The sequence below is a fragment of the Clostridium arbusti SL206 genome, assembly GCF_000246895.1.
Lineage (GTDB): Bacteria > Bacillota > Clostridia > Clostridiales > Clostridiaceae > Clostridium_I > Clostridium_I arbusti.
The window spans coordinates 19,914-35,643 of sequence record NZ_BAEV01000034.1 but is presented as its reverse complement, the minus strand read 5'-3'; the positions used below and the strand labels follow the sequence as shown (position 1 = coordinate 35,643).

Annotated in this window: 15 protein-coding genes and 1 pseudogene; 7 read left to right on the top strand and 9 right to left on the bottom strand. The window is 31.2% G+C overall.

Going from position 1 to position 15,730, the window contains the following annotated elements; all coding sequences use genetic code 11:
* A partial coding sequence (locus tag RH99_RS08280) for an ATP-binding cassette domain-containing protein (protein WP_010236457.1) occupies nt 1-2,141 on the bottom strand: 2,141 nt, incomplete at its 3' end.
* A 570-nt stretch (nt 2,142-2,711) separates the two neighbouring features.
* Nucleotides 2,712-3,080 carry a carboxymuconolactone decarboxylase family protein gene (locus RH99_RS08275; protein WP_010236455.1) on the bottom strand — a complete coding sequence of 123 codons (369 nt, stop codon included), beginning with the start codon at nt 3,078-3,080 and terminating at the stop codon, nt 2,712-2,714.
* A gap of 79 nt (nt 3,081-3,159) precedes the next feature.
* Here RH99_RS08275 and RH99_RS08270 point away from each other — a divergent pair, with 79 nt between their 5' ends.
* A complete protein-coding gene (locus RH99_RS08270; protein WP_010236453.1) occupies nt 3,160-3,528 on the top strand; it encodes a MerR family transcriptional regulator in 369 nt (122 codons plus the stop codon).
* A gap of 121 nt (nt 3,529-3,649) precedes the next feature.
* Here the strand turns inward: RH99_RS08270 and RH99_RS08265 are convergent, their stop codons facing one another.
* The 3 genes from RH99_RS08265 to RH99_RS08255 all read right to left on the bottom strand — a co-directional run bounded on the left by RH99_RS08265 (nt 3,650) and on the right by RH99_RS08255 (nt 5,584).
* On the bottom strand, nt 3,650-3,892 hold the full coding sequence (locus RH99_RS08265) for a hypothetical protein (protein WP_010236451.1): 243 nt from the start codon (nt 3,890-3,892) through the stop codon (nt 3,650-3,652).
* A 64-nt stretch (nt 3,893-3,956) separates the two neighbouring features.
* Nucleotides 3,957-5,093: an epoxyqueuosine reductase gene (locus tag RH99_RS08260; protein WP_010236449.1), complete on the bottom strand. Its 1,137-nt coding sequence runs from the start codon at nt 5,091-5,093 to the stop codon at nt 3,957-3,959.
* Between the two features lie 53 nt (nt 5,094-5,146).
* The gene (locus RH99_RS08255; RefSeq protein ID WP_010236446.1) at nt 5,147-5,584 is read right to left on the bottom strand and encodes a MarR family winged helix-turn-helix transcriptional regulator; all 438 of its coding nucleotides are present in this window, start codon (nt 5,582-5,584) and stop codon (nt 5,147-5,149) included.
* A 291-nt stretch (nt 5,585-5,875) separates the two neighbouring features.
* Here RH99_RS08255 and RH99_RS18580 point away from each other — a divergent pair.
* Nucleotides 5,876-6,052, top strand: a pseudogene (locus tag RH99_RS18580) (multidrug resistance efflux transporter family protein); the annotation flags it as partial.
* Nucleotides 6,053-6,171: 119 nt separating this feature from the next.
* On the opposite strand, the gene RH99_RS08250 reads toward RH99_RS18580, so the two are convergent.
* Together RH99_RS08250 and RH99_RS08245 are read right to left on the bottom strand one after the other, a co-directional pair.
* Nucleotides 6,172-6,876 (bottom strand): lysoplasmalogenase family protein, encoded by a 705-nt coding sequence (locus tag RH99_RS08250; RefSeq protein WP_010236444.1) that lies wholly within the window; start codon nt 6,874-6,876, stop codon nt 6,172-6,174.
* Nucleotides 6,877-7,036: 160 nt separating this feature from the next.
* Nucleotides 7,037-7,801 (bottom strand): DeoR/GlpR family DNA-binding transcription regulator, encoded by a 765-nt coding sequence (locus tag RH99_RS08245; protein WP_010236442.1) that lies wholly within the window; start codon nt 7,799-7,801, stop codon nt 7,037-7,039.
* 199 nt (nt 7,802-8,000) lie between these two features.
* Here RH99_RS08245 and RH99_RS08240 point away from each other — a divergent pair, with 199 nt between their 5' ends.
* From RH99_RS08240 to RH99_RS08230, 3 genes are read left to right on the top strand one after another with little or no spacing between them, the layout of a single operon-like run.
* Nucleotides 8,001-10,361 (top strand): formate C-acetyltransferase, encoded by a 2,361-nt coding sequence (locus RH99_RS08240; protein WP_010236440.1) that lies wholly within the window; start codon nt 8,001-8,003, stop codon nt 10,359-10,361.
* 20 nt (nt 10,362-10,381) lie between these two features.
* The gene (locus tag RH99_RS08235; RefSeq protein ID WP_010236438.1) at nt 10,382-11,164 is read left to right on the top strand and encodes a glycyl-radical enzyme activating protein; all 783 of its coding nucleotides are present in this window, start codon (nt 10,382-10,384) and stop codon (nt 11,162-11,164) included.
* Nucleotides 11,165-11,186: 22 nt separating this feature from the next.
* Nucleotides 11,187-11,870: a fructose-6-phosphate aldolase gene (locus tag RH99_RS08230; RefSeq protein WP_010236436.1), complete on the top strand. Its 684-nt coding sequence runs from the start codon at nt 11,187-11,189 to the stop codon at nt 11,868-11,870.
* A gap of 216 nt (nt 11,871-12,086) precedes the next feature.
* On the opposite strand, the gene cax is transcribed toward RH99_RS08230, so the two are convergent.
* Complete coding sequence (gene cax, locus RH99_RS08225) at nt 12,087-13,136, bottom strand: calcium/proton exchanger (protein WP_010236434.1); 1,050 nt, start codon at nt 13,134-13,136, stop codon at nt 12,087-12,089.
* Nucleotides 13,137-13,245: 109 nt separating this feature from the next.
* Nucleotides 13,246-13,566, bottom strand: coding sequence for a carboxymuconolactone decarboxylase family protein (locus RH99_RS08220; protein WP_010236432.1), 321 nt, complete (start codon nt 13,564-13,566; stop codon nt 13,246-13,248).
* 310 nt (nt 13,567-13,876) lie between these two features.
* On the opposite strand from RH99_RS08220, the gene RH99_RS08215 reads away from it, so the two are divergent.
* Entirely contained in the window at nt 13,877-14,500 is a 624-nt protein-coding gene (locus RH99_RS08215; RefSeq protein ID WP_010236430.1) for an IS607 family transposase, read from the top strand.
* Nucleotides 14,484-15,635, top strand: a complete 1,152-nt coding sequence (locus RH99_RS08210) for an RNA-guided endonuclease InsQ/TnpB family protein (protein WP_010236427.1) — start codon at nt 14,484-14,486, stop codon at nt 15,633-15,635. The genes RH99_RS08215 and RH99_RS08210 overlap by 17 nt, the downstream gene beginning before the upstream one ends.
* Nucleotides 15,636-15,730 lie beyond the last annotated feature (95 nt).

Sequence of the window (15,730 nt, the reverse complement as noted above, 5' to 3'; positions counted from 1 at the left end):
ACACGTAGTATACTTATCACATCCAGATTATGTTCTATTACAATTAAAGTACTTCCTCCATCAACAATTCGATTCATAATTTTAACAAGTTGAGATATATCTGACATATGGAGTCCGGTAGTTGGCTCATCTAGCACATATATATTTCCTTTGCTTTCAAGTTCTGAAGCAAGCTTAACCCTCTGAAGTTCACCACCAGATAAAGTATTTAATGGCTGCCCCAATGTTATATAATTTATACCCACATCCGCCAGTCTTTTCAACGTTGAAAATATTTCTTTTTCATGAAAAAAATCCATAGCTTCATCAATTGTCATTTTCAATACTTCACTAATGTCTTTTCCTCGCAGCTTAAGCTTTAATACATTGTCAACAAACCTGTCTCCATGGCATACTTCGCAAACACTTACAACAGCATCCATAAATGCCAGATCTGTATATACAACGCCTAATCCCTTACACTTTGGGCAGGCTCCTTCAGAATTAAAACTAAAAAGTGAAGTTTTCACATTATTTGCTTTAGAAAATAATTTTCTTATTTCATCAAATATTCCTGTGAAAGTAGCAATATTAGAACGCTTTGAGGCATGAACTGATTTTTGGTCAATAAAAATTGTTTCAGGATAAAACTTTGGAAATACCTGATTGATAAGAGTGCTTTTACCTGAACCAGCTACACCTGTAACTACAGTCATAACGCCTTTTGGGATATTGATACTTATATTTTTCAAATTATGCAAATTAGCATTTCTTACAGGCATCCATTCTATTGCTTTTCTTGTATTCAATTTTAATTGTGGCTTGTGATTTAAAAATTTTGCAGTTAAAGTTCCGGAGGACCTTAGACCATTTAAGTCACCATTATATACTATTTCCCCACCTTTTGTTCCAGCTTCTGGCCCCATATCAATGATATAATCTGCAATTTTAATTACATCAGGATCATGTTCTACTATAAGAACTGTATTTCCTTTGTTACGCAGTAATTTTAAAAGATTGTTAATTCTATTTACATCATGAGGATGAAGACCAATGCTTGGTTCATCAAAAATATAAGTAATGTCCGTTAAGCTACTTCCCAACTGACGAACCATTTTTATTCTTTGAGATTCGCCACCAGAAAGAGTGGAAGTTTCACGATCTAAACTTAAATAACCCAGTCCTATAGAAATTAAATGTTCTAATCTACCGATAATAGCTGATACTATAGTAGAAGAAGATGGTTCTTTAATTTCAGACATAAATTCTATAAGATCACTGACTTGCATTCTTGTACAATCCGAAATATTTTTGCCACTTATTTTACAATTTAATACTTTTTGATTCAACCGAGTTCCAGTGCACGCAGGACAAATATCTTTTTTTACAATGTAATCAATCTTTTTTTTATATTTAATTTTTTCTCCTGCCTCTTTTTTTAAGAAACTTCTTTCGATTCTTGGAATTAGTCCTTCGTATAGTGAAGTCTTTGGCCATTCTGGGTCTGATGTTTCAATTTTTATATTAGTTTTGTATAAAAGTAAATCCAACTCTTCAGGATTAAAATCTTTTATTTTTTTATTATTGTCAAATAGACCGGAATGAATATATCTCTTTAATCTCCATCCACCTGGCTCAAAAGTTGGGAATAGAATGGCTCCTTCATTAAGAGACTTATTTTCATCCAATAAACGTTCAATATTTATAGTGTCTACCTTCCCCAAACCTTGGCATCTTGGACACATTCCATCAGGATTATTAAATGAAAAAACCTCGGAATATCCCACAAAAGGTTTTCCTATACGTGAAAACAATAGGCGCAATAATGAATATATATCAGTAATGGTGCCAACTGTAGATCGTGAATTTTCACCAATTCTTTTCTGATTTATGATTATAGCTACAGAAAGATTTTCAATGGAGTCTACATCCGGCTGGCCATAATGCGGGAGACGATGGCGGATAAAACTTGTATAAGTTTCATTGAGCTGTCTCTGCGATTCTGCAGCAATTGTATCAAAAACTAAAGATGATTTTCCTGAACCTGATACTCCTGTAAATACTGTGATTTGTCTTTTAGGAATTCTTATTTCTATATTTTTTAGATTCTTTTCTCTAGCACCAAGTACATGAATGCTATCTTTTAAATCTGTTTTATTCATAATAAATTACCTCATGGTCACCGCAATATATAATAAATACGGTGCATTTGCCTTTCAAGATTAATATATATGATCCAGTTAATATATGAGTGGGTTAACTATATATTATCATGATCTTTTTTTACTTTCAAAAAATTTATAAACCTTCAAAGCCTATTAAAGCCATTATTTTAAACAAAAGCTAATTAATCCTTAACTTTTCAGAAAATTACACATTGGATTAAATATTAGTTGACTAATTTCTACAATTTTTATTACTATGATATTGGATAAGTAAAGTGGCGGATATTTCAACGAGAAAACACTAAAATATATATAGAATAATTGCAAGTTTGATGATACTGCTTTGAGCCAACAAATTCAACAACTAGAGAAGTAACTGGGATGAGCACTTATTCACAAATCGGCAAAGAATTTACGGGACGACATCGTATATAAACCGTTACGTTGCACAAATCATTATGTCTAACAATTGTAGTTTGCTTGGAGAAAATAAAATATATACTAAATAAGAACTTAAAATTCTTATAAATAAAGAATGTTAAGTTCTTATTTGTTAAGTTGTGATTATTAATTATTCTCAAAAACCTCTTTTGCCACAAAAACAGCATTCAGCACCCTTGGAAAACCAACATAGGGAATACACTGTAAAAATACCTCTACAACTTCTTCTTTTGATATTCCTACATTTAGTGCTCCTTTAATATGAACCTTTAATTGTTTTTCACATCCACCTAAGGCTGTCAGTGCAGCTAAAGTAACAAGTTCTCTTTGTTTTAAGTCAAATGTGGGTCTAGTATAAATATCTCCAAAAGCAAATTCAATGATATATTTTCCGAGGTCTGGAGCAATGTCCTTAAGAGACTCTACTACCTCTGTTCCCCCTTTTCCATCAACCTCTTTAAGCTTATTTACCCCTTTTTCATATCGATTTTTCATAATTGAATTCCTCCTATTTTTTTGATAACATTATCATATATGCTGGAGTTAACTCCATGTCAAGAGCGAGGTGATTATATTGAATTATTACATTGGAGAGTTTTCTAAAAAGGTTGGTCTTAGCATTGATACCTTACGCTATTATGAAAAAATTGGTCTCATCTATCCTGAAAGAGATAATATTAATAAAAGGATATATTCTGAAAAAGATATAACTTGGATTAACTTTATACTTCGTTTAAAAGAAACAAATATGCCCATTAAACAAATACAGTATTATTCTAAGCTCCGCTATCAGGGAGATAGCACAGTAGAAAAGCGCTTGGAGTTATTAGAAGAGCAAATGGATAGATTAAATATTGAGAAAAGGAAAATAGAAGAAAATATAATACATTTAGATAAAAAAATTAATACTTATAAGAAAATGATTGCTAAAAAAAATGATTAATAGCAATGTAATGAATCTATATATACAGAATTAACAGCACCAAATTAACGAAAGGCCATGAAGTTTCTAATATATATAAAGTAGTAATCTAAAAACACATAGATAGTCTATAATCTATGTGTCAAGAATTATTCTTTAGTTGTTTAATTTGTTTTTGAAGATCTTCAATTTGTTTTTGTTTCTCCTCTAAAGACTCAATATTTTCTTGCTGAGCTGCAATATTGAGTATATTAGCTGAAACAGCAGTCAAAAAATTCCCTAATACATTATTATCAGCTGCCGACTTTCCTTCGGTAACTGTAATTGAGACTAAACCTACTAAAATAGTCAACTCTTTAGGAGTCAGTGAATCAAAAAGTGACATTGTAACTCACCTCAGATTAGTATATTCAGTTAATTTAGGAGAAGTTACATTATAAAATTACTCTCTAATTAATTCTTAACAGAGCCATTTCTATTTCACTCTTTACAGATTCAGAAGTTTCCGTGTTTCTATGTGCTTCCAAAATCTGCTTTGCCAAATTACTTCCTATTTTGCCTAATCCCCAAGCAGAGTATTCTCTTACTAATTCGTCATGATCATTCATGGCTATCCCTAGATCTGGAATAAATTCTTGGTCACCAAGATTACCAAGAGCAATAGCAGCATTTCTCTGAAAATATTTACGTTCTTTTATGTAATTATACATCAAAGGTTGTACTATTTGTTTATAAAAATCATCTGTCATATTAAGCATTTTAGGAAGGCTAAATTCTTTTGATACTTTCACTAAAAATTCATCCTCTGGCAATTTAGCCTTTAACTTGGCCTGATTACGAGGACATACCTCTTGACATACATCACATCCATGAACTCGAGTGCCCATTTTTTCTCTGATCTCATGTGGAATATGACTACTAATTCCGCAAGGCATGCCATCTTGAGTAAAAAATCCATTAAAAGCAATACATCTTCGTGGATTTAATTTTAACGGCTCATAAATTGCATTAGTAGGACAAGCTTTCATACATGCCGAGCATCCTGGAGGACATTTTATTTCTACAGTTGGTGTATCATACTCCAGTTCAGTATCAATTACAATAGACCTTAGTAGAATAAATGATCCTATACCATCTGCATAGGCGAAATTATTTCTTCCAAAGCTGGTAACATCTGCCCTTGCCGCAGCCCATCGTTCAGGAATAGTCACACCTTGCCCAACTTCACATCCATTTTTCTTTAAAAAATCTACCATTAACTGATATCTAGCTCCATTTATACGATGTGCTGGAGCATCATAGCATCTTCCTTGATAAATTCTGCCAATTTTACCTACAAGAGCTTCCGGAAAGGATTTTTGTGCATAATCCCAGACTAAACAAATAATTGACTTTGCAGATGGCATAAGTTTCTTTGGTTCAGCTCCAAGTAAAGGTTTCAGAGGGCTTCCCACGTAAAAATCATATTTATTTTCTCTGGATTCTAACTCTTTAATGTACTCATTAAAACTTTCCGCAGTGGTTATACCTACCTTACTATAACCTAAATCCAATGCAAATTCCTTTATATCACTAGTTAATGACATATTTTATTCCCCCTTAAATATAATCGTGTACATACACTATTTTTATAAAAAAATTAAGGTACAAGTGCCTCAATTTTAGAAAGCAGTGATGTTAATGTATTCATTGCATCATTGCCTAAATATTCTTCTATGAATTTTTGCGCTTCCAACCAATCTACTTCTGCTTTTCTGAGTACTTTAAGTCCCTCATCAGTTAACTCTAATTGACGATTTCGCGTTCCCTCCAGAGAATTATCTGTTACGAAACCATTCTTTTCCATAGATTTAAGATTTCTTACTACAGTGGTTCTATCTAGCCTCACGTGCAGAGCTAAGTCGCTAACACTTACAGGTTCTAAATGTTTAATGTGCTTAAGCAATGAATACTGATTTACATTTAAGCCGCTTGAAGCTAGAAATCTGTTATAAACTTCGGTAATGGCTTGTGAAGCTCGTCGTAAATTAATGCAATTACATATTGCTGGTTTTTTATTATAAGTTTTTATATTCAAAATATCACTCCATATAAAATTCGTGTATATGCACTATATTAATTTAATACTGTCATTTTGTCAATTAATTTTAAATTACCTATGAATAAAGTTAAACAATTGCACCAAATATATAAAAATATCCAATTAATGTTATACCTAAAGGTCTTTTTTTACCCACTTATATTCCTTCTTAACCGTAAAGCATCTTAGTATTAATCTTTTGCTTTTAATTTCTACTATGCCTTTGTGATTTAGCATGATTCCCAACTCCTTTAACCTTGTACATAATTCAATAATGCTGCTGCATAAGTCGGCAGTGACATATACAAATTATCAGTAGTAGAATCAACACAGTCTGGTGAAGTAATATTTACACTATTAGGGGGAGTATTTATATTTCATGATAAGATTCCAACTCTGGTTGGTTTTATAGGAATAATGTTGGTAATTATCGGAATGATTTTAAATATTCTTATTCAATCATAGGGTTTATGTTATGCAGAAGATATCTCTAATCCTTATTTTCAATAGCCTCTCATGTCTTATGAATGGCTGTAGCAGCTGTAGCAGATACTATGACAATTATAACGAATATTTCAAAAAAATTAATCAAGTAAATTTTCTTCACTGATAATTATAGTAAGAAAAGTCCACCCCATGATGTAAGCCGCCCAAACAATATTTTTTACCAAAGTAATAAGAAATTCTGAGTACACTGGATAAAATAGACCATAGGCAACTCCTATGTCACATATAAACATAAGTATACTTGAAAGAGCAATCAGTCTAGCTATTTTAGCATTGTAATATTTTCTAAAAATTGTACAAATAGACGTCCAAGTCATGTAACAGAGTACAAACCAAAATATCAAAGTCTCTATAAGCATAACTCCTTTAATATGGGGTATCAAATGTAAACTAACTAATAAAAAAATAACTATTATAAATACAGCTGTTATAAATTCCTTCTTCCCAACTCTAAAATTTTTTTGATAAGCAACAATTAGACAAAGATATGCAAGCAGAAAACCTATAATACCAAAGGGAATTAAATTTATTTTAAGATTTTTTAAAGTTAGAGAATAAACTAGAAAGAAGTCAGCTGCAACCACGAAAAACAAAGATAGAGTCATAATATTTTGTTCTCTAAATTTTTTTCTTATGTTTAACGCTGATAGAAATAGCGTAATTATTATTGTATATTTTAAATACCAAACTATGCCTACCCCAGGGAAAACATTATCTAAAACCAATATTAAAAAAGTTATTGGCAAATAAATCGACAATAAAACTCTTTGTGTGTTGTTCATCAAAATTTCTCCTTTATAATAGTATAAGTGGTGTCAGTACCTTTGAAATTAAATGTTCAGATTTTTTACTATTAATTATATCCATAATATTTTATTTTAAAAAAATTGTAGCTGTATCAAATTAGAAAGTAATTTGATACAGCTCCTTTTATAAATACATTCAGGCTATAATAACCTTCACAACCTGTGACAGTTTTTCTACCAAATCTTTAGGAGCCTCTTTGTCAGTAATAACGTAATCAATGCTTTCCCATTTAACTGCCTCCACAAAGGAGCTTTTATAGAATTTAGAATGATCCAGCAGTACAATATTTTTATTACTCTTATTCACCAATTCTCTTTTTAACTCTGCATCTGCAAAACTGGAAGAGCACATGCCCTTTCTATCTAAAATACCACTGGAACCAAGAAAGCAAATATCCGCACGAATGTCTCTAAGTGTGTCTGAGGCTATATTTCCCTGGAAAGACATATCTTCCTTTGAAAAAATCCCTCCTGTACAATAGAGTTTATTTTCACTTTCAACTAATTCAAGAATAGACATCAAAGAACCAGTAATTATTGTTTTATTTCTATGTTTATTTAATAGTCTGGCAAGCATTGCTACAGTGCTTCCTTGATCTAAACTAATAATGCACTTCTCCTCTGGAATGAATTCAAAAGCCTTTGTGACAATTGCCATCTTTTCAGAATGATAACTGGTGGTACGCTGTGATACTGGTTCCACACCATCAGTTTTATTCAATTCAGCGCCTCCATATACTTTTTTTAATATTCCCTGCTTTTCAAGAAATTCAAAATCCTTACGTATAGTTTCATCAGAAACTTGGAATGTTTGAACTAAATCAGAAACTCTTACTTTATTATTTACCTTTAAAAGATGACTAATTTTTTCTCTACGTTCTTGAATTTCACTTGCTTTCATAAAAAGTTCCTCCTATAATCAACTATTCTCATAATATCTCATAACAGAATAAATTCCAAGTTATTTTTTAAAAATATTGAATTCGTCTATAAATTCAAAGTTATTTTACATCAATTCCAATAAAAACATTGACTTTCAAGTTATAGATTAATATACTATAATCAAGAAAGAAATTCTTAGAATTGAAAGGAGACATTTCATGACAGATATAAGCTCTCCAAAATTTAAAGAAAAACTTAATAACACCAATAAAAGTACTAGAAAAATTTCTAGAATAGAAAAACTAAAAGATAACCTTTTTAAAGAAAAAAGACAAATCTCCTTAGAACGTGCATTGTTATATACAGAAAGTTACAAAGCTACAGAAGGATTACCCACTATTCTTAGGCGAGCAAAGGCAGTTGAGCATATTTTAGACCAGGTATACATCACTATTAGACCAGGTGAATTACTGGCTGGAAATAGAACCGTAAAACCTCGTAGTGGCATTTTATCTCCTGAAATGGACCCCTATTGGATTGTTAAAGAAATCGATACCATTAGTAGTCGTCCACAGGATCAATTTGAGTTTATCAGTGAAGATAAAAAAATTTACATGGAAAAACTTTATACTTACTGGCAAGGCAGATCCATGAAGGATTTTATTGCTAAGAGGATTACTCCAGAAATTAATCAGGCACTAACTGATGAAGTTTTCAAATTAAATCAAACAGATAAGGGTCAAGGACACATAATTATGGACTTCCCCGCAATTTTAGAAAAGGGTATTAGTTTTTACATTGAACTTTTAAAAGAAAAAATTGATAAAAATCCAAATAATAATTTCTATAAGGCAGGTTTAATCATCTTTAAGGCTATGTGCAGGCATTTTTTGCGCTATAGTAAAGAAGCTGAAAAACAAATCCACAGTGGTAATTATTCAGAAGAAAGAAATAAGGAATTAAAGGCTATTAGTGAGATGTGTAAAAAACTGAGCCTTGAGAAACCAAGTAATTTCAAGGAAGCTTTACAGCTTTTATGGATGACCAGCATTGTTGCACAGTATGAATCAAATGCTTCTTCACTATCCTTAGGAAGAATGGATCAATATCTATATCCCTTTTATAAAAAATCTCTAGACGAGAGGGTCACTACCGAAGAAATTCGCCAAGTATTAGGAGATTTTTATATTAAAACCAATGATGTGGTTCTTCTTCGCAGTGAAAGCAGTGCTAAATGTTTTGCAGGATTTCCAACAGGTTATACAGTAGTTTTAGGGGGTTTAGATGATTATGGTCGTTCCTCGGTAAATCCCCTGTCCTATTTAATGCTTGAAGTCTATCAGGACATTTTACTGCCTCAGCCTAATCTATCTGTAAGAATGAATGAGCTGATTCCAAGAAAATTTCTTTTGAAAACCTGTGAAACCATTCGTTTAGGAACGGGAATTCCTCAATTATTCAATGATGAATTATGTATTCCAGCTTTTCTAAGCAAGGGTGTGTCCCTAGAGGATGCCAGAGATTATGCTACTGTAGGCTGCGTAGAAACCAGTATTCCCGGTAAAACCTATGGTCTTCACGATATTGCCTTGTTTAATCTTCTTAGAATTATGGAACTCACTTTATATGACCTATGTGATGAAAAAAATATAACTTATAAAGAAGTTCTGAAAGACATTAAGGATAAAATTGCTTTTTATGTAAAACTTGTAGCTACTGGATCTGATATTGTGGATCTTGCACATAGAGAGTTTGCCCCTACCCCCTTTTTATCTGTTCTAATCCGTGATTGTGTTCATAAGGGCCTTGATGTAACTGAGGGTGGAGCACGTTATAACTTTTCAGGTATTCAGGGAATTGGAGAAGCAAATTTAAGCGATTCTCTATATGTAGTTAAAAAAATGGTTTTTGAAAATAAAGAGATGACTTTATCGGAATTAGTTAGTTCTCTGAAATCCAATTATTCTGGAAAATATGAATCATTACAAAAACATGTAATTGAGGATTTTGACAAGTATGGTAATGACAATGATGAAATCGATTTTATCGCAGCAGAAATATTTAAATTCTATGCTGACGAACTTAAAAAATATATTAATATTCGAGGCGGACAATTTATTCCAGGAGCCTATACAGTTTCAGCACATATTCCCTTAGGAGAAGCTGTGGGCGCTACTCCAGATGGTAGAACAGCACAAGAGCAATTAGCTGATGGCGGCCTATCACCCATGGTAGGCCGTGATCGCTTAGGGCCAACTGCAGTATTAAAATCAGTGAGCAAATTAGATAATTATTTAACTGTCAACGGTAGCCTTTTAAATCTTAAATTTCAACCTAATACACTAAAGGGAAATGAAGGACTAAACAAGTTCGCTGATTTTTTAATGGCCTTCACCAAACTAAAAATCCAGCATGTTCAATTTAATGTACAATCTAAGGAAACCCTACTGGATGCCCAGAAAAATCCTGATAAATATTCAGGGCTATTAGTTAGAGTAGCTGGTTATAGTGCCTTCTTCGTTGATTTGAATAAAGCTATTCAAGATGACATCATTGCTCGTGTTGAACATGTACTATAAATAAACTAGGGGATGTTTTCATGGGAAAGAGTTTAATTTTTAATATTCAGAGATACTCCCTTCATGATGGAATGGGAATCAGAACAATTATCTTTTTAAAAGGCTGTCCACTATTTTGTCCCTGGTGCTCTAACCCAGAATCTCAAGGTCCAGTTAAACCTATTGTTTGGGAGAAAAAAGGTATTAAAGAAACCCTAGGAAAGTGGATGACAGTTGATGAAGTACTGGAGGAAGTATTAAAAGATCACATTTTCTTTCGAACTTCTAAGGGTGGTGTTACTTTATCTGGGGGTGAACCTCTCCTTCAAATTGACTTTGTTAAGGATCTTTTAAAAGAATTAAAGGATCTTGGTATTCATACTGCCATGGAGACTACTGGCTGCATGGATATTAAACGTATAAAAACAATTTTGCCCTATTTAGACCAAATACTCTTTGATTTAAAGTTCATGAATCCTGAACAATCTAAAAGTATAATAGGCGCAGATATACACACTATTAAAGAAAATTTCAAATTGGCATGGTTAAGCAAAAAAACTAAAGTTATTCCACGGATTCCCTTAATTCCAGGCTTTACATCAAAGAAAGAAAATTTAATGGAAATTATAGAATTTTTAAAAGAATTTAAAGTGCCTGAGGTTCATATTTTACCTTTTCATCAATATGGGAATAATAAATATGAATACCTGAATCGTGAGTACACCATGAAAAGTAAAGAAACCTTAACCTTTGAAGAAATTACTTCAATTAAAAATTTATTTCAGCATAGTGGTATTTCAGCTAATGTGGATGGACTAGAATAAAATGAAAGTGAGGAAAAATATTATGGAATTTATGTTAGACACAGCTAATCTGGAGGAAATTAAGAAATTTGAAAAAATCATACCCTTAGCAGGTGTAACTTCAAACCCTTCTATCATTAAAAAAGAAGGAAAAATTGATTTCTTTAATCACATGAAGGAAATTAAAAAAATTATAGGAGATAAAGCTTCTTTGCATATACAAGTTGTAGGAGAAGATTATGAAACAATTCTAAAAGATGCAAAAACCATTTTAGAAAATATCCATAAAGATATTTATATTAAAGTTCCTGTAACTTCAGAAGGATTAAAGGCCATTAAAACTTTAAAAAGGGAGAATGTGAATATTACTGCAACAGCTATCTATACCAAGTTTCAGGGGTATCTAGCAATTGAGGCTGGTGCTGATTATATTGCTCCCTATTACAATAGAATGGAGAATATGAATATTAGTCCCAAAGAAGTTATAACTGAGTTCAGTAAAGCAATTGAGAGAAGTAAAAGTCACACTAAAATTCTGGCAGCCAGTTTTAAAAATGTTGGTCAAGTTAATAGTGCCTTCGAATGCGGGGCACAAGCAGCCACTGTAGGATGTGATATATTAAATCAAGGCTTTTCAATGCCTGCCATAAAAAAAGCAGTAGATGATTTTACATCAGATTGGGAATCTATCTTTGGCTTAGGTACTAAAATTTATGATTTAAAATAAATGGTTGAAATTATATATAATTTTTAGAGAAAGCAATCTTTGCTTTCTCTTATGTGTTTGTCTTTATCCTCATGCCTTAAAGTGAATCATCTAAACTACCCATACCTATTCTTTCTGTGCTTGCTCACAATTTATATACTTTATCATAATCTTTATTTGAACATGCCTTAACTCCAAACTTTTAGTAAAACTGTTCTTTATTCTTTTCTACTTAACTTAAATTATGAAAAATGCTATTGCTATTATAAAATATACAGTCATTAATTGTACCCCTTCAAGCCAATTACATTCTCCATCACTAGAAACCTTACTTACTATAAATATTGAACTAATTAGAGCTATAAGTTCAAATTCATTAAATACTATGCTCATTGGCTTAAATAATAGGCTTATAAATATTAAAATAGGTGCCACAAATAAAATTATTTGCAGACTAGAACCTATAGATATCTCTACAGCAACATCCATTTTATTTTTTAAAGCCATAATAATGGCAGTACTGTGTTCAGCAGCATTTCCTACGATAGGAATCAAAATAATTCCTACAAAAAATTCACTTAATCCAATAGATTTTGACATTGGTTCAACAGAGCCTATTAAAAATTCTGATTCTATAGCTATTAAAACAGTTGCTATAACTAAAATTAAAATAGAAAATTTTAAAGACCTTTTAGTTTCTGTGGCAGCACTATCATGTTCAGTTCCATAGATATCTTTATGGGTATGGAAAGAAAATACAAGTCCTAATATGTATACTAAAAGTAAAATTATAGCCACACAAATGCTAAGACTTTCATATTGTGTAGATATTAATTTACTGTCTATTGAATGCATAAATATTGCTGGAATACACAGGCCTATAACTGCAAGTAATAACATACTTGTAGACACACCAATAGCTTTTTTATTAAATTTTTGAGATTTATATTTTAATCCACCGATAAACATACTAGCACCTAGTACTAACAAAGTATTACCAAGTACTGAACCAGCTATAGAGGCTTTTACTACATCATACAATCCAGCTCTAATAGCCAATATAGATATTATTAATTCAGTTGCATTACCAAATGTAGCATTTAAAAACCCCCCCACTCTTGAGCCAGCATAAGCAGCAATTTCTTCAGTTGCCTCACCCATAAGTCCTGCTAAGGGTATTATAGATAAACAAGATACTATAAATAATACTAAAGGATTATGAAATCCTATTATTTCTAAAAAAATACTAATTGGAATAAAAACAAATAAATATTTCAATACTTTCATTCTTACCACTCCCTCGTCTTTTCATAAATTGTTTATAAATCATCTTTAATTCGCTGTTAATCACCAATATGTACTAATATATCAACACATAATTAAATTCATATTATATCTACTCATTATCATAAGCATCAATTGCTATTGGCAAGGCTTGTATTACTGCATTTCCCACAGCAGGCAACCCCACTAAAATGGAACTTATTATTTCATCTCTTGTTGCTCCTAGAGATTTAGCGTGTTTAACATGGAAAGGTAGTCCACTATTCATTCTTGTTGAAGCTAATATTCCTATATAAACTAATTCCTCTGTTTTTGAATCTAATTTACTTACAGAATCCAATTTTTGCACTGTATCCATCCATATCTTCTGATATTCTGGAGCTTCCTCAATAAAAGTTTTAAAGGCATTACTTACTGATGACATATCACTCATTTTTATTCCTCCTTAAATGTAATTTAATTCCATCCTTATACGGCATCTTATTTTCCAATTGCATATTTATATATAAAATAATACCATATAATTTATTAAGCGGTAAATTATAATGATCACATTTTTACTTAAGAGTAAATTTTAAACCTAGTTTAGGCAACATCATACAAGAATTATTAACCTGCTTATGTTATTCTTAAAAATGTAGAAAAGGGGGGTGACAACAGCTAAATAAAGTTTATAAAACTCTATAAAAATATATTAATATTTTTCATGGTTTATTGTATGATAATTTCAAGGAGTGATTAACTTGAAATATTATTCAATAGGTGAATTTGCAAAATTAATAGGAAAAACAGAACAAACATTAAGGAATTGGGATAAAAACGGTACACTTAAACCACACCATGTAACAGAAAGTGGATACAGGTACTATTCGCAGGAACAGCTTAATCATTTCTTTGGTTTTAAAAATAATAATGTTGAACAGAAACGCAAAATAATTGGATATTGTAGAGTATCAAGCAATAAGCAGAAAGATGATTTAGAAAGACAGATTGAAAATGTTAAAACATATATGATTGCTAAAGGATACTCATTTGATATTATATCTGATATTGGCAGTGGAATTAATTATAACAAAAAAGGATTAAATCAGTTAGTAGAACTAATAACAACGTCACAAATTGAAAAGATAGTTATTTTGTATAAAGACAGGTTGTTACGTTTTGGCTTTGAATTAATTGAAAACATATGCAATCAATTTAATACAACTATTGAAATTATTGATAACACAGAAAAGACAGATGAACAGGAATTAGTTGAGGACTTAATTCAAATTGTTACTGTTTTTAGTTGTAGATTGCAAGGTAAAAGAGCCAATAAAGCAAAGAAAATGATTAAGGAGTTGTTAAAAGATGAAAAGGGCCATTAACATTAGACTTTTTCCATCTAAAGAACAAGAAATTCTTATGTGGAAGCATATAGGTTCAATGCGATATGCTTTTAATTGGGGATTAGATAAACAAATTAAACACTATGAAGCCACTAAAAAGAAATTATCAGTAGCTGAATTGGGCGTAGACCTTACTAAACTTAAAAATCAAGAAGGTTTTGAATGGCTTTATTATGTTAGTCATGCTACCTTAAAAGAAGCATTAAGAGATTTAGATAAGTCATATAAGAATTTCTTTAATGGGAGTGGCTTTCCTAAATTTAAAAGTAAGAAAAAGTCTAAAGATAAGTTTTATTCAAGATATGATAAAATCTACTTTAAAGAAAACATAGTTAATCTTGAAAAGATAGGTAAAGTACAATGCAGGCATAACTACGACATTGATTTATCAAAAGTAAATAAATTCAGTAATCCAAGAGTGAGTTTTAATGGTAGAGTTTGGGTACTTTCAGTTGCTATTGAAATTAAAGTAGAAGATAAAAAAGAACAATTAAATGATTATAGCATAGGTGTGGATTTAGGTATCAAGATGCTTGCAATAACTAATATTGATAGTTTAGATACAAAAAATATTAATAAAACTCAAAAAGTTAAAAGACTAACAAAGAAGTTAAAAAAATTGCAAAGACAATGTTCACGAAAATATGAAAAAAATAAGAAAGGAGTATGTTACCAAAAGACTGAGAACATTGCAAAACTTGAAAAGAAGATAAAAAGACTTCATAGTAAGTTAACACATATTAGAGAAAATCATATACATCAAGCTACTTCTAAAATCGTGAAAGCCAAACCTTTTAGAGTAGTTATGGAGGGCTTAAAAGTATCTAATATGATGAAAAATAAGCACTTATCAAAGGCAATAGCGGAGCAAGGATTTAGTATGTTTATTACCCAAATGAAAAATAAATGTGCTAAATATGGAATAGAGTTTATCCAAGTACCAATTTTTTATCCTTCAAGTAAAACTTGTAGCTCATGTGGCAGGATAAAAAAAGACTTAAAGCTATCAGATAGAATTTATAAATGTGAATGTGGATTTGTAGCTGATAGGGATAAAAATGCTTCATTTAACCTTGCAAAATATGGTTTAGAAATATCACTTTCACCTGACTAACTTGGCGTAAGACTCCCCCTTCTTCAAGTGGGAGTTCGACGCCAAGTAAGCCATGCATTTGCAGTTTTAAAATTCAGATGGGGTAAAAGAATCCT

Bases quoted from the DNA above. Each gene is read 5' to 3' on its own strand.
- RH99_RS08245 (WP_010236442.1), bottom strand. From the start codon at position 7,801: ATGAAAGCAAGTGAAATTCAAGAACGTAGAGAAAAAATTAGTCATCTT.
- RH99_RS08210 (WP_010236427.1), top strand. From the start codon at position 14,484: ATGAAAAGGGCCATTAACATTAGACTTTTTCCATCTAAAGAACAAGAA.
- RH99_RS08260 (WP_010236449.1), bottom strand. From the start codon at position 5,093: ATGTCATTAACTAGTGATATAAAGGAATTTGCATTGGATTTAGGTTAT.
- RH99_RS08265 (WP_010236451.1), bottom strand. From the start codon at position 3,892: ATGTCACTTTTTGATTCACTGACTCCTAAAGAGTTGACTATTTTAGTA.
- RH99_RS08240 (WP_010236440.1), top strand. From the start codon at position 8,001: ATGACAGATATAAGCTCTCCAAAATTTAAAGAAAAACTTAATAACACC.
- RH99_RS08235 (WP_010236438.1), top strand. From the start codon at position 10,382: ATGGGAAAGAGTTTAATTTTTAATATTCAGAGATACTCCCTTCATGAT.
- RH99_RS08275 (WP_010236455.1), bottom strand. From the start codon at position 3,080: ATGAAAAATCGATATGAAAAAGGGGTAAATAAGCTTAAAGAGGTTGAT.
- RH99_RS08230 (WP_010236436.1), top strand. From the start codon at position 11,187: ATGGAATTTATGTTAGACACAGCTAATCTGGAGGAAATTAAGAAATTT.
- RH99_RS08220 (WP_010236432.1), bottom strand. From the start codon at position 13,566: ATGAGTGATATGTCATCAGTAAGTAATGCCTTTAAAACTTTTATTGAG.
- cax (WP_010236434.1), bottom strand. From the start codon at position 13,136: ATGAAAGTATTGAAATATTTATTTGTTTTTATTCCAATTAGTATTTTT.
- RH99_RS08250 (WP_010236444.1), bottom strand. From the start codon at position 6,876: ATGAACAACACACAAAGAGTTTTATTGTCGATTTATTTGCCAATAACT.